The 18,970-nt window shown below is 73.5% G+C and carries 16 protein-coding genes; 9 read left to right on the top strand and 7 right to left on the bottom strand.

Annotation, left to right across the window (positions count from 1 at the left end; translation table 11 throughout):
* Positions 1-31 precede the first annotated feature (31 nt).
* Both BGP03_RS03900 and BGP03_RS03895 read right to left on the bottom strand, forming a co-directional pair.
* On the bottom strand, positions 32-688 hold the full coding sequence (locus BGP03_RS03900; RefSeq protein WP_296369728.1) for a response regulator transcription factor: 657 nt from the start codon (positions 686-688) through the stop codon (positions 32-34).
* Positions 685-1,956 (bottom strand): ATP-binding protein, encoded by a 1,272-nt coding sequence (locus BGP03_RS03895; protein WP_296369726.1) that lies wholly within the window; start codon positions 1,954-1,956, stop codon positions 685-687. Before BGP03_RS03895 ends, BGP03_RS03900 begins: the two co-directional genes overlap by 4 nt.
* Positions 1,957-2,066: 110 nt before the next feature.
* Between BGP03_RS03895 and BGP03_RS03890 the strand changes: the two genes are divergently transcribed.
* On the top strand, positions 2,067-3,260 hold the full coding sequence (locus BGP03_RS03890) for a PspC domain-containing protein (protein WP_298800080.1): 1,194 nt from the start codon (positions 2,067-2,069) through the stop codon (positions 3,258-3,260).
* Positions 3,253-3,471 (top strand): hypothetical protein, encoded by a 219-nt coding sequence (locus tag BGP03_RS03885; protein ID WP_296369722.1) that lies wholly within the window; start codon positions 3,253-3,255, stop codon positions 3,469-3,471. Before BGP03_RS03890 ends, BGP03_RS03885 begins: the two co-directional genes overlap by 8 nt.
* Before the next feature lie 111 nt (positions 3,472-3,582).
* On the opposite strand, the gene guaA is transcribed toward BGP03_RS03885, so the two are convergent.
* On the bottom strand, positions 3,583-5,133 hold the full coding sequence (gene guaA / locus BGP03_RS03880) for a glutamine-hydrolyzing GMP synthase (protein ID WP_298800078.1): 1,551 nt from the start codon (positions 5,131-5,133) through the stop codon (positions 3,583-3,585).
* A 652-nt stretch (positions 5,134-5,785) separates the two neighbouring features.
* Between guaA and BGP03_RS03875 the strand changes: the two genes are divergently transcribed.
* From BGP03_RS03875 to BGP03_RS03860, 4 genes are read left to right on the top strand one after another with little or no spacing between them, the layout of a single operon-like run.
* Entirely contained in the window at positions 5,786-9,112 is a 3,327-nt protein-coding gene (locus BGP03_RS03875; RefSeq protein WP_298800076.1) for a transglutaminase family protein, read from the top strand.
* 20 nt (positions 9,113-9,132) lie between these two features.
* Positions 9,133-11,595, top strand: coding sequence for a circularly permuted type 2 ATP-grasp protein (locus tag BGP03_RS03870; RefSeq protein ID WP_298800074.1), 2,463 nt, complete (start codon positions 9,133-9,135; stop codon positions 11,593-11,595).
* Complete coding sequence (locus BGP03_RS03865; protein WP_296369716.1) at positions 11,592-12,473, top strand: transglutaminase family protein; 882 nt, start codon at positions 11,592-11,594, stop codon at positions 12,471-12,473. Before BGP03_RS03870 ends, BGP03_RS03865 begins: the two co-directional genes overlap by 4 nt.
* 8 nt (positions 12,474-12,481) lie before the next feature.
* A complete protein-coding gene (locus BGP03_RS03860; RefSeq protein WP_298800072.1) occupies positions 12,482-13,441 on the top strand; it encodes a putative zinc-binding metallopeptidase in 960 nt (319 codons plus the stop codon).
* Here BGP03_RS03860 and BGP03_RS03855 read toward each other — a convergent pair.
* Positions 13,434-13,838 (bottom strand): hypothetical protein, encoded by a 405-nt coding sequence (locus BGP03_RS03855; protein ID WP_299735445.1) that lies wholly within the window; start codon positions 13,836-13,838, stop codon positions 13,434-13,436. The genes BGP03_RS03860 and BGP03_RS03855 overlap by 8 nt on opposite strands.
* Positions 13,839-13,911: 73 nt before the next feature.
* Here BGP03_RS03855 and BGP03_RS03850 point away from each other — a divergent pair, with 73 nt between their 5' ends.
* Complete coding sequence (locus BGP03_RS03850; RefSeq protein WP_298800067.1) at positions 13,912-14,301, top strand: hypothetical protein; 390 nt, start codon at positions 13,912-13,914, stop codon at positions 14,299-14,301.
* A gap of 12 nt (positions 14,302-14,313) precedes the next feature.
* Here the strand turns inward: BGP03_RS03850 and BGP03_RS03845 are convergent, their stop codons facing one another.
* Complete coding sequence (locus BGP03_RS03845) at positions 14,314-14,559, bottom strand: PASTA domain-containing protein (RefSeq protein WP_296369710.1); 246 nt, start codon at positions 14,557-14,559, stop codon at positions 14,314-14,316.
* Positions 14,560-15,190: 631 nt separating this feature from the next.
* Here BGP03_RS03845 and BGP03_RS03840 point away from each other — a divergent pair.
* The gene (locus BGP03_RS03840) at positions 15,191-15,739 is read left to right on the top strand and encodes a hypothetical protein (protein WP_299735441.1); all 549 of its coding nucleotides are present in this window, start codon (positions 15,191-15,193) and stop codon (positions 15,737-15,739) included.
* Between the two features lie 59 nt (positions 15,740-15,798).
* On the opposite strand, the gene BGP03_RS03835 is transcribed toward BGP03_RS03840, so the two are convergent.
* A complete protein-coding gene (locus tag BGP03_RS03835) occupies positions 15,799-16,923 on the bottom strand; it encodes a GuaB3 family IMP dehydrogenase-related protein (RefSeq protein ID WP_298800063.1) in 1,125 nt (374 codons plus the stop codon).
* 23 nt (positions 16,924-16,946) lie between these two features.
* Complete coding sequence (guaB, locus tag BGP03_RS03830) at positions 16,947-18,452, bottom strand: IMP dehydrogenase (protein WP_296369705.1); 1,506 nt, start codon at positions 18,450-18,452, stop codon at positions 16,947-16,949.
* Between the two features lie 120 nt (positions 18,453-18,572).
* On the opposite strand from guaB, the gene BGP03_RS03825 reads away from it, so the two are divergent.
* Entirely contained in the window at positions 18,573-18,950 is a 378-nt protein-coding gene (locus tag BGP03_RS03825) for a DUF5319 domain-containing protein (protein ID WP_296369701.1), read from the top strand.
* The last annotated feature ends 20 nt before the right edge of the window (positions 18,951-18,970 follow it).

Genomic DNA, 18,970 nt, shown 5'->3' with positions numbered 1-18,970 from the left:
TCGTCCACACGGACCCCAGGTCAGACCAGCGTCAGACCAGGCGCCGGTCCGAGGCCCACCGCGACAGCTCGTAGCGGTTCGACAGCTGGGTCTTGCGCAGCACGCTCGACACGTGCGTCTCCACCGTCTTCACGGAGATGAACAGCTCGCCCGCGATCTCCTTGTAGGCGTAACCGCGCGCGAGCAGCCGCAGGACGTCGCGCTCGCGGCGGGTCAGCAGGTCGAGCTCGGGGTCGCCGGGCGGGGCCGCCCCCGGCCGGTCGGAGAACACGTCGAGCACGAACCCGGCCAGGCGTGGCGAGAACACCGCGTCGCCGGACTTCACGCGGTGCACGGCGTCGGCCAGCTCGCGCCCGGAGATCGTCTTCGTGACGTAGCCGCGGGCCCCCGCCCGGATGACCGCGATGACGTCCTCGGCCGCGTCCGACACGCTCAGGGCCAGGAACACCACGTCGGGCAGCTCGGGGCGCAGCTGGCGGAGGACCTCCGCGCCGCCGCCGTCGGGCATGTGGACGTCGAGCAGCACCACGTCGGGCTTGATGTGCCGGATCCCCGCTACCGCCTCGTCGACGGAGCCGGCCTCGCCCACCACCGTGAGGTCGGGGACGCTGCGGTCGAGCTCGGCGCGCACCCCCGAGCGGAACAGTGCGTGGTCGTCGACGAGGAAGACCCGGATCGGATCGGTCACTGTCCACTCTCCTGCTCTGCTTCCGCCACCGGCATCCTCAACTGCACCTCGGTGCCCTCACCCGGCGTGCTGCGCAGCCGCACGGTGCCGCCGTGCCTCTCCATCCTGCCGTGCACGGAATCGGCGAGGCCGTGCCGGTCACCGGGCACGTCGTCGGCGTCGAAGCCGACGCCCCGGTCCCGGACGAACACGTGCACCTCCCCGGGTTCGACCTCCACGTACACGCTCACCTCGGTGACCTTCGCGTGCTTGGCCGCGTTGACCATCGCCTCGCGGGCGGCCAGTACGAGGGCGCGCAGGTCGTCGTCGAGGGGGCGGTCGCCGACCACGACGGGCCGGACGTCGATGGCGTAGGTGTCCTCCACCTCGGCCGCGGCGGTGGTGATCGCGGCGGACAGGCCGGTGTCCAGGCCCGGCTCCCCGGCCCGCCCGACTCGCCCATACCCCGATGCCCCGTACAGCCAGTGGCGCAGCTCGCGTTCCTGGCCGCGCGCCAGCCGCAGCACCTCCCGGGGCTGGTCGGACTGGCGCTGGATCAGCGCGAGCGTCTGCAGCACCGAGTCGTGCAGGTGAGCGGCGATCTCGGCCCGCTCGGCCTCGACGATGCGCTCGCGACGCTCCTCCCCGAGGTCGCGCACCAGCTTGAGCCACCACGGCACCGTGATCACGCCGACGCCGACGAGCGTGGCCACCACGGCGAGCAGCGCGAACTGCACCTGCCCGAGCTGCAGCTGTCCCAGCAGGAACACCCCGATGCCCGCGGCCACGAACACCGCGCCCGCGACGACCCGCAGCAGCGCGGTGCGGCCGCTGCCCGACATCCCGGTGATGCCCGAACGCGCGCCCGCGGTCCAGCGGCGGCGCTGCGACTCGTCGGCCTCGCGCCAGACCAGCGCGGCACCGGCGGCGGCCACGCCCAGCGGCCCGACGACCCAGCCGACCACGGAGTTGCCCAGGGCGTTGGCGGCCAGCCCGGCCCCGACGCCCAGCGCGGCGAGCCCGAACGCCTGCTGGCGCTCGGCCCGGCCGGCGGTGCGGGCGACGTCGGCCTGTTCCTGCTTCACGAACACCCAGAGCAGGCCGTAGGCGATGGCCCCCGACCCGCTGACGAACACGGTGAGCACGACGAACCCGACGCGCACCCAGAGGACGTCGACGCCGAGGTGGTCGGCCACGCCGCCGGCGACGCCCGCGAGGAAGCGGCCGTTGCGCCGCCGGGCGAGCGGTGGCCGGGCCCGGACGGGCGCGGCGGGTGCGGAGCTGGTCACGCCGTCCATGGTCACACGGGCGGGAAGCCCCTGGCATCGGGGAAAGGTCGGGGGCGTCTCGGGGCCATCCCTGATGGTCCGGGGGTGGCGTGCCCGGCACAGTCGTTCCCATGAACAGGACCGACGTGCACGGCACGCTCCGTGAGATGTGGGAGACGCGGCCCGCACGGCCGCGCGACGACCGTCAGGTGGCCGGTGTGGCATCGGCGATCGCCCGCCGCTACGACCTCGATCCGGTGCTCGTCCGGATCGGGTTCGTGGCCGCGGCGTTCACCGGTATCGGCGCGGCGCTCTACATCGCGGGCTGGATCGCCCTGCCCGAGACCCCCGAGGACCCGGCCGCACCGGCCCACCGGCCCCGGCCGGTCCTCGTGGTCGGGTTGGCCGTCGCCGCGGCGGTGAGCATCGGGTTCCTGTTCGGCGACCGCGGCGGGGTGGTGGTCCCGGCGCTGGCGGTACTGGCCCTGCTGTTCCTGCTGCACCGCAGCCGCGGTGACCGGGTGCCCCGCCCGGTCGGCCCGGTCGCCGATGCGCCGACGGCGGCCACGCCCGGACCGTCGCTGGTGAAGGAGGACGTCCCGGCACCCACACCACCGGCCTGGGATCCGCTGGGGGCCGCGCCGTTCGCGTGGGACCTGCCCGAGCCCGGCCCGGCCCAGCCGCCGGCCCGCCCGGAGCGACCGCGCCGGTTCCCCGTCACCGCGGTGACCCTCGGGCTCGCGCTGCTGGCCGGCTCGGCCACCGCCGTGCTGCTCCTGCTCATGGGCGCGCTCGTCGCGTCGAACGTGCCGCTGGTGCTCGGGGTCGGGCTCGGGGTGATCGGCGCCGGGCTCGTGGTGGGCGCGTTCCTCCGCAGCGGACGGGGCCTGATCCCGATCGCGCTGCTGCTCAGCGCGCTCACCTGGGCCGCCGTCGCGGCTCCTCTGGACCGGTGGGAGGCCGGTGGGTTCGGCGATCTGAACGCCACCCCCACCACGCTCGCCCAGCTGCAGCCCGTCTACCAGCGCTCCGCGGGGGACATCACCCTGGATCTGCGGCAGCTCCCCCTGAGCGGTACCGGCCAGGTGCCCACCACGGCGACGCTGGGCGCCGGGGACCTCACGGTGCTGGTCCCCGCGGACACCGACGTGAAGCTGAACGGCTCGGCCGGGCTCGGCGACGTGTCGCTCGGCGGGCAGAAGGTGTCGGGGCCGGGCGCGAAGCTCGACGTCGAGGACCTGGGTGCCGACAACGCCCGGTCCGGTCAGGAGCTCGTCCTCACCCTGTCGACGGGTGCGGGAGATGTGGAGGTGCGTCGTGGCTGAGTACGACGAGGGGACGGTCTCCCGCCGACGCGGCCCGGACGTGGTGATGCTGCTGGTGGGGCTGCTGGCCCTGGGGATGTCGGTGTCGGCATTCGTCGGCCAGGTGCCCAGCCTCGCGGGGTTCGACCCCCGCTGGCTGCTCGCGGGCGGCGCCGCCGTGATCGGACTGCTGTTGCTGGTCGGGAGCCTCCGGGGGCGGCACACGACCTGAGACGTGCGGGCCGCGAGCTGGGGAGCGCAGCGGCCCGCCGGGGGGAGGAGCGGCTCCGCCGCTCGTGAGCGGATATCAGGGTCGGGACCCTGATATCCGCTCACAGCCGTTTCACTCCCACTCGATGGTGCCGGGCGGCTTCGAGGTGACGTCGAGAACGACCCGGTTCACCTCGGCGACCTCGTTGGTGATGCGCGTGGAGATGCGTTCGAGCACCTCGTAGGGCAGCCGGGTCCAGTCGGCCGTCATCGCGTCCTCGGAGCTGACCGGGCGCAGCACGATCGGGTGGCCGTAGGTGCGCCCGTCGCCCTGGACGCCGACGCTGCGGACGTCGGCCAGCAGCACCACCGGGCACTGCCAGATGGTCGTGTCGAGCCCGGCGGCGGTGAGCTCCTCGCGGGCGATCGCGTCGGCCGCCCGCAGGGTCTCCAGCCGGTCGAACGTGACCTCGCCGATGATCCGGATGCCCAGGCCGGGCCCGGGGAACGGCTGACGGCCGACGATGGTCTCGGGCAGCCCCAGCTCGGCGCCGACCCGGCGGACCTCGTCCTTGAACAGCGCCCGCAACGGCTCGACCAGCGCGAACTCGATGTCGTCGGGCAGCCCGCCGACGTTGTGGTGGCTCTTGATGGTGGCGGTGCCCGATCCCCCACCGGACTCGACGACGTCCGGGTAGAGGGTGCCCTGCACGAGGAACCCGACGTGCTCGTCCTGGGCCACCTCGGCGGTGGCCGCCTCGAAGACCCGGATGAACTCGCGTCCGATGATCTTGCGCTTGGTCTCCGGGTCGGTGACGCCTGCCAGTGCCGCGAGGAACCGGTCGGCCACGTCGACGGTGTGCAGCTTTGCGCCGGTGGCGGCCACGAAGTCGCGTTCCACCTGCTCGCGCTCTCCGGCGCGCAGCAGGCCGTGGTCGACGAAGACGCAGGTCAGCCGGTCGCCGATGGCCCGCTGGACAAGCGCGGCCGCGACGGCGGAGTCCACGCCGCCCGACAGACCGCAGATGGCCCGGCCCTCACCCACCTGCTCGCGGACGGCGGCGACCGTGTCGTCGATGATCGACGAGGTGTTCCAGCCGGTGCCGATCTCCGCGACCTCGTGCAGGAAGCGGCGCAGCACCTCCTGGCCGTGCGGGGAGTGGCCCACCTCGGGGTGGTACTGCACGCCGGCCAGCCGCCGGTCGGTGTCCTCGAACGCCGCGACGGCCGCGCGCTCCGACGACGCGGTGACCGTGAAGCCGGGGGGTGCGCTGACCACGGAGTCGCCGTGGCTCATCCACACCGGGTGCTTGCCGGGCAGGCCTTCGTGCAGTGTCCCGGGGTGGTCGGTGACCGTCAGCTCGGTGCGGCCGTACTCGCGGGTGCCGTCGGGGGCCACCTCCCCGCCGAGCGCGCGGGCCATGGCCTGGAAGCCGTAGCAGAGGCCGAGCACCGGGATGCCGGCCTCGAACAGCGCGGGGTCGACGGCCGGGGCCCCGTCGGCGTAGACGCTGGCCGGGCCGCCGGAGAGGATCACGGCGGCGGGCTTGCGGGCGACGATGTCCGCGACGGAGGTGTCGCCGGGCACGATCTCCGAGTAGACCTGCGCCTCGCGGACGCGACGCGCGATGAGCTGGGCGTACTGGGCGCCGTAGTCGACGACGAGGACGGTGGGCGGCTGCACGGTCCCAGGGTAGTCGGGCCAGCGAACCGCTCCGACCACCACTTCCGTGCGGACTCCCACGCACCCGCGGCGTTTGCGCGCCGGACCTGCCGGCTCCCCCCACACGTTGTGTCGTGGCCTCCGGCGCGTCGAGGCCGTCCGGAGGGCCACCCTGGCCTCGGCCCGGACCCGGCTGCGCACCGGGGAACGCGCGGCGGGAGCCGTGCCCTGGGCCCAGCTGAGAGCGGAGCTCGGACTGCCGGAGTAGACGGCCCGGCACGAAGCGCAGCGACGTGAGCTACTCCATCGACATCGACCCGGCCGCGCAGGACACGATCTCCTCACGACCGCCTCGGGCGCTGATCCCGCTCGCCGAGGCACCAGCCATGGTGGAGCCGACCCCGTGGAGCGGCCGGTCGGGCAACCCCGAACGCGACCCCGACGCCGCGGTCCGCAACCCCCTTCGGGGCCGGTGGAATGATCACCCACCTCATCCCCGACCGCGATCGGCGTGTCGACGTCCTGCTCGCCACCTGGCCGTAGCGCCGCGTGCGGACACTGAGCCCGGGGTCACCTTGCCCCCGACCACGGCCCCGGCCATCCTTCACCTGGTGGAAACACACCCCTGTCGGTCGCCCCTGACGATGGAGCCGACCAGCGAGGAGGGGTTGTCATGACCACGAGGGTCTCCGTGGAGCACCGCACCGCCTACCACTTCGACCGCCCGGTGGGCATCGGTGCACACACCGTGCGCCTGCGCCCCGCCCCGCACTGCCGCACGCCGATCACCGGCTACTCGCTGCGGGTGGAGCCGGCCAACCACTTCGTCAACTGGCAGCAGGACGCGCACGGCAACCACGTCGCCCGGCTGGTGTTCCCCGAACCCGCCACCGACCTCACGATCACCGTGAGCCTGCTCGCGGAGATGACGGTGATCAACCCGTTCGACTTCTTCGTGGAGTCCTACGCCGAGCGGTCCGGGTTCGCCTACCCGCCCGAGCTGGCCCAGGACCTCGAGCCCTACCTGCGGCCGGTCGGGGACAACCCGCTGCTGACGGCGTGGCTCGCCGACCACCGCGACCTGACCGCGCCCGGCCAGGCGATCGTCGGCTTCCTCATCGGGCTCAACCGCCAGATCGCCGGCGACGTCGCCTACTCGGTGCGGATGGAGCCCGGCGTCCAGACGCCCGACACCACGCTGCAGCGCGCCGTCGGCTCGTGCCGCGACAGCGCGTGGATGCTCGTGGCGGCGATGCGCGAGCTGGGGTTGGCCGCGCGTTTCGTCTCCGGCTACCTGGTCCAGCTCGCGCCCGACGCCGTCCCCGGGGTCACGCCGCCCGCGTTCGACAGCGACTTCACCGACCTGCACGCCTGGGCGGAGGTCTACGTCCCCGGGGCCGGGTGGGTCGGCCTCGACGCCACGTCCGGGCTGCTCGCGGGCGAGGGCCACATCCCGCTCGCCGCGACGCCGAGCCCGGGCCGCGCGGCCCCGATCAGCGGCATGGTGGACCCGTGCGAGACGACGTTCGAGTTCTCCAACGTCGTCCGGCGCGTCCACGAGGACCCCCGCGTCACCCGCCCCTACTCCAACGAGCAGCGCGAGAAGATCCACGCCGTCGGCCACGCCGTCGACGACCTGCTCACCGCGGGCGACGTCCGGCTGACGATGGGCGGCGAGCCCACGTTCGTCGCGAAGGACGACATGTCCTCGCCCCAGTGGACGATCGCCGCCGACGGCCCCGAGAAGCGTGAACGTGCCGACCGGCTGGCCGCGAAGCTGTTCGACCACTTCGCCCCCGGCGGCGTCGTGCACCGCGGCCAGGGCAAGTGGTACCCGGGTGAGCCGCTGCCGCGCTGGCAGACCGCGCTGATCTGGCGCACCGACGGCGCGGCGCTCTGGCGAGACGCCTCCCTGCTCGACGTGCCGTCCGGGCCGCCGGTGGTGACGCCCGGGTCGGCCGCCGCCCGCGAGGACGTCGAGCACGTGATGCGGGCCGTCGCCGAGGGCCTGGGCATCGACGCCGCCTACGCCAGGCCCGTGTTCGAGGACCCGCTCACCCGTCTCGCGACCGAGGCCCGGCTGCCCGACGGGGACCCGCCCGCAACCGACGTCGAGGGACCTCTCGCCGACCGCGACGCCCGGGCCGAGGTCGTGGACCAGCTCGACGCCGAGCACGGCGACCCGGTCGCCTGGATCCTGCCCGTGCACCGGACCGAGGACGGCGCGGGCTGGGCCACCGCCGAGTGGACCACCCGCCGCGGCCGGATCGTGCTGGTGGACGGCACGTCGCCGGCCGGGCTGCGGCTGCCCCTGTCGTCGATCTCGTGGACGCCGCCGCCCGGCACGCCGGAGGCCTCACGGTTCCGCGAGCTCGCCCCGCTGCCCGCACCGACCGCACTCGGCCCCGAGGGACTGCCGCTGGTCGACCCGCCGCCCGCCGCCGTCACGCCCGTCGAGAAGGCGCCCACCACCGCGCTGTGCGTCCAGGAGCGCGCCGGGCACCTGTACGTGTTCCTGCCGCCGCTGGAGGAGTCCGCGGACGCCGTGGAGCTGCTCGGCGTGGTGGAGCGCGCCGCCGCGGGCGTCGGGGTTCCCGTGGTGCTGGAGGGCTACGCGCCGCCCGGCGACCCGCGCACCCGCACGTTGACGGTCACGCCGGACCCGGGCGTCATCGAGGTCAACGTGCACCCCGCCACGTCCTGGGACGAGCTGGTGGAGATCACCGGGACGCTGCACCGCTGCGCGCACGAGGTGGGGCTGGCCGCCGAGACGTTCACCCTCGACGGCACGCACACCGGCACCGGCGGCGGCAACCACATCACCCTGGGCGGCATCACGCCGAAGGACTCGCCGCTGCTGCGTCGGCCCGACCTGCTGGTGTCGATGCTGACGTTCTGGCAGCACCACCCGTCGCTGTCGTACCTGTTCAGCGGCCGTTTCATCGGCCCCACCAGCCAGGCCCCGCGCGTCGACGAGGGCCGCCACGAGACGCTCTACGAGCTGGAGATCGCGTTCGCCGAGCTGGCGAAGCTGGGTGAGTGCGAAGGAGCCGGATCCTGGCACGTCGACCGGGCCCTGCGCCACCTGCTCACCGACATCACCGGCAACACCCACCGGTCGGAGTTCTGCATCGACAAGCTGTTCAGCCCCGATTCCGAGCGCGGCCGGCTGGGCCTGCTGGAGCTGCGCGGGTTCGAACAGCCTCCGCACCCGGACATGTCGCTGGTGCAGGCACTGCTGGTGCGCGCGCTCGTCGCGCGGTTCTGGGCGGCGCCCTACACCGGGAAGCTCGTGCGCTGGGGCACCCGTCTGCACGACGCGTTCCTGCTGCCCGCTCATCTGGCCGCCGACATCGCCGAGGTGGCCGCCGACCTGCGCGGGCACGGCATCGGCTTCGACACGGCCTGGCTGGACCCGTTCCTGGAGTTCCGGTTCCCGCGCCTGGGCACCGTCGAGGTCAACGGGATCACGCTCGAGCTGCGCGGGGCCATCGAGCCCTGGCACGTGCTGGGCGAGGAGATGGCCAGCGGCGGGGTCGCGCGGTACGTCGACTCGTCGGTGGAGCGCGTCCAGATCCGCGTCACCGGGGCGCTGGAGGACCGCTACGCCATCACCTGCAACGGCGTGCCCGTGCCGCTGCACCCGGCCGGCTCCGGCGACGGGCTGGTGGCCGGCGTCCGGTTCCGTGCCTGGGCGCCGCCGTCGGCCCTGCACCCGACCATCGGCGTGCATTCACCGCTGACGTTCGATCTCGTCGACCGCTGGAACGGCCGCTCGATCGGCGGCTGCACCTACCACGTGGTGCATCCGGGCGGCCGCAGCTACGACACCTTCCCGGTCAACGCGAAGGAGGCCGAGGCCCGGCGCGGCGCCCGCTTCACGCCGTACGGCCACAGCCCCGGTCCCGTGCAGCTGCCCGCGCCGATCGTCGACAGCGAGTACCCGCGCACGCTGGATCTGAGACGGGTAGCGGTGTCGATGCCGCCTCCGCGGGAGTGAGCACGTCGGCGGGTCACCACGTGACCACCCCCGCGACCGCCGGTCGCCGCTATACCGCCCCCGGCGGTCACGACGAGATGCTCGACGCCGAAGGGGGCGTGCGCGGCGCCTGGACCGACATCGCCGCGCTGCTGGAGAGCGGCCGCACCGGGCGGCTGGCCGCCGACACCCGCCGGCTGATCACCGAGGGCGGCATCGGCTACCACCCGCCCGGCAGCGACACCGAGCAGCCGTGGGCGCTCGACCCGTTGCCGCTCATGCTCGACGCCGCGGAGTGGGCCGTCCTGGAACGCGGGGTCGCCCAGCGGGCCGAGCTCCTGGACCGGCTGCTCTCGGACCTCTACGGGCCGCGCCTGACGCTGCGCACCGGCGTGCTGCCCGTCGAGCTCGTGCTCGGCCACGAGGGCTACGTCCGGGGCTGGATGCGCGGCGCGGGCACCCCGCCGCGGCGCGAGCTGTTCCTCGCCGGCGCCGACCTCGCCCGCACCCCGCACGGCTGGCACGTCGTGGGCGACCGCGTGCAGTCGCCGTCCGGCGCCGGGTACGCGCTGGCCAACCGGCGTGTGGCCGCCCGCGTGCTCGCGCCCGTGCACCGGCGCTCCCGCATCCACCGCCTCGGCCCCTTCTTCGACGCGGTGCGCAGCGGCCTGGAGGAGCTCGCCCCCGACTCCGCCCGCATCGTGCTGCTCACCCCCGGCCCGCAGAGCGAGACCGCGTTCGAGCAGGCGCTGCTGGCGTCGACGCTCGGGTTCCCGCTGGTCCAGGGCTCGGAGCTGGCCGTGCGCGACGGCCGCGTCTGGCGTCGGACGCTGGGGCGCAAGGAACCGGTGGACGTCATCCTGCGCCGCGTCGACGCCGCCTGGTGCGACCCGCTCGACCTGCAGGCCGGCTCACACCTCGGCGTGCCCGGGCTGCTGGAGGCCGCCCGGCTGGGTACGGTCACCGTCGTCAACGGGATCGGCAGCGGCGTGGCCGAGAACCCCGGGCTGGTGCCGTTCCTGCCCGCGCTGGCCGAGGCCCTGCTCGACGAGCCGCTCGCACTGCCGGCCGCCCCGACCTGGTGGTGCGGCGATCCGGCGGGCCGCTCCCACGTGCTCGCCCACCTGGCCGAGATGCTGATCAAGCCGATCGCCCGCTCCGAGGGGCGGTCCACCGTGGTCGGGGCGGAGCTCAGCGCCGCCGAACGCGCCGACCTGGCGGCCCGGATCACGGCCGAGCCGCACGCGTGGGCCGGGCAGGAGCACGTGGTGCCCAGCACCGTGCCGGTGATCGGCTCGGACGGCTCGGTCGACGCCCGGCCGATGTCCCTGCGCACGTTCGCGGTGGCCGAGGGCGGCCGGTTCCGGGTGATGTCGGGCGGGCTGGCCCAGGCCGCGGACGAGCCGGCCCGGCGGCTGATCCGGATGGGCGCGGGCACCGTCGCGAAGGACGTCTGGGTGCTCGGGCCGGTGGCCGTGTCGACGGCACCGGTGCTGGAGATCGTCCGCGAGCCCGCGGACACGCTCAGCCCCCGCGTCGCCGCGGACCTGTTCTGGCTCGGCCGCTACGCCGAGCGCGCCGAGGACACCGCACGGCTGCTCCGCGCCGTCGCCGACCGCTGGGCCGACTTCCGGACCAGCCCCGAGGACGCGGGCGGGCGCGCGCTGGAGGTGCTGCTGCGGGCCACGTCGGCCGTGACGGCCACCGGCCCCGGGTTCGGCGGCCCCGATCCCGGGCCCGAGCTGCTGGCCCTGCTGACCGACCGGGACCGGCCCGGCACGCTGGCCCACGCCGTGCACCGGCTGGTCGGCGCCGCGCAGGCCGTGCGGGAGCAGCTGTCGAACGACACCTGGTTCGTGCTGGGCCGCCTGGAGGAGGTGCTGGGCGGGCTCGCGTCGTCCGCGCCGGAGGCCGCCGACCTCTCGGGCGCCCTGACCCGCGTGCTGGAGGGGCTGCTCGCGCTCTCCGGGATCGCCGCCGAGAGCCTCGTCCGCGACACCGGCTGGTACCTGCTCGACGCCGGCCGCCGCGTCGAACGCGCCCAGCACGTCACCGCGCTGCTGGCCGCCACCCTCTGCGACGTCCCCGTCCCGGCCGCCGACGACCTGGTCCTGGAGTCCGTCCTGATCACCGCCGAGAGCATCATCACCCACCGCCGCCGCCAGCGCACCGGCGTCGACTCCGTGCTCGAGCTGCTGCTCACCGACCCGGCCAACCCGCGCGCCGTCGGCCACCAGCTCGACCGGCTGCGCGCCGACACCGCCGCCGTCCCCGGCCCCGACGGCGGGGTGGACGCCGCGCTGGAGACCGTCGAGCGGCGGCTCGCCACGATCGACCCCGCGGAGCTGGCCCGCCGCGGCCCCGACGGCACCCGCGCGGCCCTGCGGGCCCAGCTCACCGGGCTGAGCGAGGACCTGTGGGGGTTCGCCGAGGTACTCGAACGCGGCCGGTTCGCCCCTGGCCTGCCGCCGCGCCCCCTCGGACCGTTGCAGGCGATGGGATGACGACCACTTTTCGCGTCACCCACCGCACCACCTACCGCTACGACGGCGACGTCGGCACCAGCTTCGGGCGCGCCCACCTGCTGCCCCGCGAGGGCCCGCGCCAGACCATCCGCGAGGCCCGGGTCACCGTCGACCCCGAGCCCGCCGAGCTGCGCGACCACACCGACGCGTTCGGCAACACCTCCACCTACTTCTGCGTGACCACCGCCCACCGCGAGCTGGTGGTGCTGGCCGAGAGCCTGGTCGAGGTGGCGGAGGTGCCCCCGCCCACGTCCCCCACGCCCTGGGAGGTGGTGCGCGACGGGCTGTACACGACGCCGGCCCCGGAGCTGCTCGACGCCCGCGGCTACGTCCTGCCCTCCCCCCGGCTGCCCCCGCACGCCGCCGTGACCGCGTACGCGCAGCCGTCGTTCACACCGGGGCGGCCGCTCGTCGAGGCGGCGATCGACCTCTCCACGCGTATCCACCGCGACTTCCGGTACCGCTCGGGGAGCTCCGGCGTGGGCAGCACCGTCCCCGAGCTGCTGGAGCGCGGCGAGGGCGTCTGCCAGGACTTCGCCCACCTCGGCGTCAGCGCGCTGCGCTCGGTGGGCCTCCCGGCCCGCTACGTGAGCGGCTACCTGCGTACCACCCCGCCCCCCGGCCGCGAGCGCGTGCTGGGTGCCGACGCGTCGCACGCGTGGATGTCGGTGTTCACCGGCAGCGGCTGGCTCGACCTCGACCCCACCAACGACCGGCTCGTCGACGACTCGTTCGTGGAGCTCGCCCACGGCCGCGACTACTCCGACGTGCCGCCGCTCAAGGGTGTGATCTACAGCGACTCGGCCGAGAGTGTGATGCAGGTGGGCGTCGACATGATCCCCGTCGAGGACGGGTAGAGGAGCCGATGCGGTCCTTCGCCTGCCCCACGTGCTCCCACCTGGTGTTCTTCGAGAACTTCAGCTGCCTCAACTGCGGCACGGAGCTCGGTTTCGCCCGGGTCGACCGGGACATGGTGGCCGTCGGTGCGCTGGTGCGGTGCGCGAACACGCAGGTGGCCGACTGCAACTGGGTGGTCGCCCCGGGCGAGGGCCTGTGCGGCAGCTGCGTGCTCACCCGCACCCGCCCCGCCGACGACGACGCCGCCGGCATGATGTCGTTCGTCCGGGCCGAGGCGGCCAAGCGCCGACTCGTCTACCAGCTCGACGGCCTGGGGCTGTCCACAGCGGGCGTGCTGTTCGACCTGCTGTCGTCGACGAACGGGCCCGTGATCACCGGCCACGAGGACGGCGTCGTCACCATCGACATGGCCGAGGGCGACGACGGGCACCGCGAGGCCCTGCGCGTCCAGCTCGCCGAGCCCTACCGCACGCTGCTCGGCCACTTCCGCCACGAGACCGGCCACTACTACTGGACAGTGCTGGTCGAGCCCGACCCGGACGCCTTCCGCGCGCTGTTCGGCGACGAGCGCGCCGACTACGCCGAGGCGCTGCAGAAGCACTACGCGGGCACCCCTGCGCCAGGCTGGGAGGAGTCGTACGTCAGCACCTACGCCACCGCCCACCCGTGGGAGGACTGGGCCGAGTCCTTCGCCCACTACCTGCACATCCGCGACACCCTGCAGACGGCCGCGTCCTACGGGCTGGTCGTCGGCGGTCCCGACGCCGTCACCACCCCCGACGCCCCGCTGGAGGCCACCCCGACCGAGGACCCGTCGGGCTTCTCGGAGATCGAGCGCACGTGGCTCCCGCTGACCTACGCCCTCAACGCCGTCAACCGCTCGATGGGCAAGGACGACCTCTACCCCTTCTACCTGTCGGAGACGGTGCTGAAGAAGCTGCGCTTCGTCCATAACCTCGTTACGTGACGATCCGATTGCGCAGCGCGACGGGCGAGAGGTGAACCCGCAGCCCGATGCAGCCTGGACGGTACGTCTCACCGCGCCGGTCGACGAGGCCACGACCCGCCAGGTGCTGCGCGACCGGCGCTGGGAGCACTCGTTCGGGACCGCCCGGAGCTGGAGCATCGACCACGCCGAACGCGGACTGCGCGAGCTGGACGCCGCGGCGCGCGGGCTCGAGAGCGACCGCATGGCCGAGCTGCTGGAGTGCGTCGAGGCGGTGTCGGAGCACTTCGGCATCGCGGTGGCGGCCGGCAACGAGATGGCGCTCTGGCAGCACCTGTACGGGACGCCACCGCCGCTGCGGTCGGAGCGGCGGCACGTCGAGCTGGCCCGGCAGGCGCTGGGTTCGCTGTGCGGCCACCACCTCCTGTGCACCGGGCACGGCGTCGCGGCCGTGGCGCTGCCTGGCCCTCGAGCCGGCCCTGCACCCGCACATGATCGACCGCTTCGGCACCGCCTGCCCGCCGGGAGCCGCGGGCCCCAACCAGCGACCGGTGCTGACGGCGGACCGGTGCCGCGACCTCGAGCGGGTCGCCCGGCTCTCGCGGTGGCCGTCACAGCTCGACCTGGCCGCGCTGGTCTCGACGGTGGCCGGCCAACCGGCCTGGATCGAGCTCCACGGCCTCAGCCCCCCGGACGCCCCGGGCGTCCCGGCCGGCAGCGCCTGGGTCGAGGGCCCCGGCTACCGCGCGTACGCCTGGGACCGGGCCGGGGCCGACCGTGCCCCCGCCGATCTGCTGGTCCAGGTGGAACGGCTGCTGGCGGCGAAGCTGCCCGACATCCGCGCCCAGATCGACCTGGTGATCGCCGACGTCGTCCCGTGACGCCGCCGTCTGTCAGCACGCCTCGCCGAGCTTGGCCGCCCCGAAGTCGATCGTCGTGTCCGACGTGATCGTGGTGCCGGCCTTGACACTCTGGTCGCACACCTTCCAGTCGCGATCGAGGATCTGCCGCCGCCCGGCACCTGTGGCGTCGTGAGACTTCGTGATCGCGATCCCGTAGGAGGTCAACTTCTGGATCGCGTCCTGGGCATCCTGCAGCCCGGACCCGACGAGGTCCGGCATCACCCAGCTCGTCGCCACCGGCGCAGGCTGCCCCGGCGCAGTCTGGGCAGGCACCGTCTGTGCCGGCAGCGGCGCGAGCGTGGCCTGGGTGGCCGACGGCGACGCGGTGGAGGACGCCGGGCTGCCGCAGCCACCAGTCGAAAGGGCTGCGGCGACGAGACCCGTCAGGACGAGAGCAGGGCGACGCATCGCATCTCCAGGAAGGTGGTCGGGTGTGGCGACAGGATGTCGCCCGGCGGACGCGCACCGTTACGTTCGGTGGCCAGATCACGATCAGCGCGCTGGCTCCGCGGATCACCCCGTAGCCGAATTTGATGATGCGGTCAGACGGGAGGAAACGCCCGACCGGGGCCGGACGACAGGCAGGGCACCACGCCCCTGCGATAGAACCGAGTTGCCACCGATGACGATGCCGCAACCGCCGTACCAGCAGTACCCCCAGCAGCCGCAGCCGTGGGTCGACGGATACCAGCAGCCGTACCCTCAGGGACCGCAGCAGCCGTACTACCCGCAGTCGGGCTACGTGCCGGGGTACCAGCCGAGCGGACAGTTCCCTCTGGCGGGTTCGGTCCCCACCCAGCGAGGACTCCCTCCGGCACCGCCCCAGCCGCCCAGGAAGCCGCGGTTCGGGCTCCTCGCCCGAATCGGAATGATCATCGGTGCAGCCGTCTTGATCGTCATCGTCGCAAGCGTGGCCTCTGCCGCCAAGTCGTCCCGTTCGTCGACTCCGCCGTCGACTGCGGGAAGTACGACCACGACCTACGCGGCCCCGACGCCGGCCGCAGTCGCACCGACGGTTGCACCTTCCGTCCCCGCCGCGCCTGCGAAACCTGCACCAGCCAAGGCGATCACGGCGAGGGACTGGGCGAAGATCGCGAAGAGCCCCGACGCCCACGTCGGCGAGAGCATCGTCGTCTACGGGCAGGTCAAGCAGTTCGATGCTGCGACTGGGACGGATGGCTTCCGGGCGAACGTCGACGGCGTCAAACATCCAGTCAGCTACGGCTACGCCGACTACGAGACGAACACGGTGCTCGCCAGCGCCTCCGCAGACCTCAGCGACCTGGTTGAGGGTGACCTGTTCAGGGCTGAGGTCGTGGTGTCCGGCTCCGTCTCCTACGAAACGACCCTCGGCGGCACCATGACGGCACCACAGCTGAGCATCACGAAGATCACGACGATCGGAACTGCGAAGTAGTACCGACGACTCACTGAAATCCGGCGCTGATCAGCCCAATCGCCGGTCAAGCCATCGACTCAGCCGCGGACCGTCAGGCCCACGCGCTGGAACTCCTTCAGGTCGCTGTAGCCGGTCTTCGCCATCGCCCGCCGCAGGGCACCGAAGAGGTTGACCGTGCCGTAGGGGCTGCTGGAGGGGCCGAAGAGCACCTGCTCGAGGTCACGCTCGCCGGGGGCGAAGCCCGTCACCTCCGAGCGCGGCAGGCTGGGGTGGGCCACCGAGCTCGTCCAGTACAGGCCCTGCCCGGGGGCCTCGGTGGCCTCCGAGAGCTGCTCGCCGAGCATCACCGCGTCGGCGCCGCAGGCGATGGCCTTAGCGATGTCACCGGACGCGCCCATGCCGCCGTCGGCGATCACGTGGACGTAGCGGCCGCCGGTCTCGTCGAGGTAGTCGCGGCGGGCCGCGGCGGCGTCCACGATCGCGGTGGCCATCGGGACGCCGATGCCCAGCACGTCGTCGGTGGTGGTGGCCGACGACTCCCCGTACCCGACGATGACGCCGGCCGCGCCGGTGCGCATGAGGTGCATCGCGGTGCGGTAGTCACCGACGCCACCGGCGACGACGGGCACGTCGAGGGAGGCGATGAAGTCCTTGAGGTTGAGCGGCTCGCCGTCCGAGACGTGCTCGGCGGAGATGATCGTGCCCTGCACGACGAGGATCTCGACGCCGGCGGCCAGCAGGTCGGGGGTGAGCTCCCGGGCGCGCTGCGGGCTCACCCGCGCGGCGACGGTGACCCCGGCGTCCCGGACGGTCTTGAGCGCCTCCTTGAGCAGCGCCGGGTCGATCGGCGCGGCATGCAGCTCCTGCAGCATCCGGACGGCGGCGGTGGGGTCGTCGGACGCCGCGGCCTCCAGGACCTGGGTGAGTGCGCCGTCGGCCTCGGCGTGCCGGGCCCAGAGGCCCTCGGCGTTCAACACGGCCAGGCCGCCGAGCTGCCCGATCCGCACGGCGCTCGCCGGCGAGACCACCGCGTCGGTCGGGTGGGTCACCAGCGGGATCTCGAAGCCGTAGGCGTCGAGCTTCCAGGCGGTGGATACCTCCTTCGAGCTCCGCGTCCGCCGCGACGGCACGATCTCGACCTGGTTCAGGTCGTAGCTCCGACGGGCCTCTCGGCCCATCCCGATCTCCACGAGGTCACGCACGAGAGGTCAGGGTAGAGCGGCGGCTACCGGGTCGCGTAGTTGGGCGCCTCGACCGTCATCGTGATGTCGTGCGGGTGGCTCTCCTTCAGCCCCGCCGCGGTGATCCGGACGAGCTGCGCGTCCTGCAGCTGCGGGATGGTCTGCGCCCCCGCGTAGCCCATGCCCGAGCGCAGACCGCCGATGAGCTGGTGCACCACCTGCGACAGCGGGCCCCGGAACGGGATACGACCCTCGATGCCCTCGGGCACGAGCTTGTCCTCGCTGAGCACGTCGTCCTGGGCGTAGCGGTCCTTGGAGTAGGACTTCGCGTCCCCGCGCGACTGCATCGCCCCGAGCGAGCCCATGCCCCGGTAGGTCTTGAACTGCTTGCCGCCCACCAGCACGATCTGGCCCGGCGACTCGGCCGTGCCGGCCAGCAGGCTGCCCAGCATCACCGTGGAGGCGCCGGCCGCGATGGCCTTGGAGATGTCGCCGGAGTACTGGATGCCGCCGTCGCCGATGACGGGCACGCCGGCCACCGCGCACGCCTGCGCGGCCTCGTAGATCGCCGTGATCTGCGGCGCCCCCACCCCTGCGACGACGCGTGTGGTGCAGATGGAGCCCGGCCCGACGCCGACCTTGACCGCGTCGGCCCCGGCCTCGACGAGGGCGGCGGCGCCCGCGCGGGTGGCGACGTTGCCGCCGACGACGTCGACGGAGTGGCCCACCTCGGCGCGCAGCTTCGCGACGGTCTCCAGCACGCGGCGGGAGTGGCCGTGCGCGGTGTCGACCATCAGGACGTCGACGCCGGCCTCGACGAGCAGCATGGCCCGCGCGTAGCCCTCCTCGCCCACGCCGACCGCCGCGGCGACGACGAGCCGCCCGTCGGGGTCCTTCGTGGCGAGCGGGTACTTCTCGGTCTTGTTGAAGTCCTTGATCGTGATCAGGCCGCGCAGAATGCCGTCACCGTCGATGATCGGCAGCTTCTCCAGCTTGTGGCGGCGCAACAGCCCCAGCGCGGCCTCGGCCGAGACACCGACGCGCGCGGTGATCAGCGGCGCGTGGGTCATCACCTCGATCACGGGACGGGCGTGGTCCATCTCGAACCGCATGTCGCGGTTGGTGATGATGCCGACGAGCTTGCCGCCGGCGTCGGTGACGGGCACGCCGGAGATGCGGAACTTGGCGCACAGCGCGTCGACGTCGGCCAGCGTGTCCTCGGGCGAGCAGGTGACCGGGTCGGTGACCATGCCCGCCTCGGAGCGCTTCACCACCTCCACCTGGGCGGCCTGCTGCTCGGGCGACAGGTTGCGGTGCAGCGTGCCCAGCCCACCGGCCCGGGCCATGGCGATGGCCATCCGGGCCTCGGTGACGGTGTCCATCGGCGAGGACACGATCGGCACCTTCAGCCGGACCCGGCGGGTGACCTGCGTGCCCGTGTCGACGGCGCTGGGCACCACATCGGACTCGGCCGGCAGCAGCAGCACGTCGTCGAAGGTCAGGCCCAGCATCGCGAACTTCGCCGGCAGTCCTGCGGTCTCGCTCGTCATCTCTGTGAACATCCCATCGTCCGACCGCGTGGACCCCCTAGAGGAACCATCGTATCCGCGCGTCGGTCGCGTGGCGCGCGGGTCGCGGTGTGACGCCCGCGGCGGAGTATCGTTGACGGCGTGTCGCCAGATGCCCTCCCACCGGACCCGTTTGCCGGAGATCCGCACGATCCCGCGCTGTCGTTGGACGGCGAGGAGGACGAGGAGCAGGACGCGTTGAGCGACGAGGAGCGTGACGAGGTCGTCGCCGACCTCGCCGATCTGGCCGTCTACCAGGCCCTTCTCGAGGGGCGCGGGGTGCGCGGCATCGTGGTCGACTGCGGCGACTGCGGCGAGCAGCACTACCACGAGTGGAGCCTGCTGCGCGCGAGCCTGCAGCAGCTGCTCGAGGAGGGGCAGATGCGGCCGCACGAGCCCGCCTTCGATCCCGACCCCGCGAGCTACGTCACGTGGGAGTACTGCCGCGGGTACGCCGACGCGGTGCTCTCAGACTCCTGACCCCACCCTCTACGACGACG

Origin of the sequence: Pseudonocardia sp. 73-21, assembly GCF_001899645.1 — a bacterium.
Taxonomy (GTDB): Bacteria; Actinomycetota; Actinomycetes; order Mycobacteriales; family Pseudonocardiaceae; genus Pseudonocardia.
Note: the sequence above shows the minus strand (reverse complement) of the source record. Positions and strands in the feature narration are given on the sequence as shown.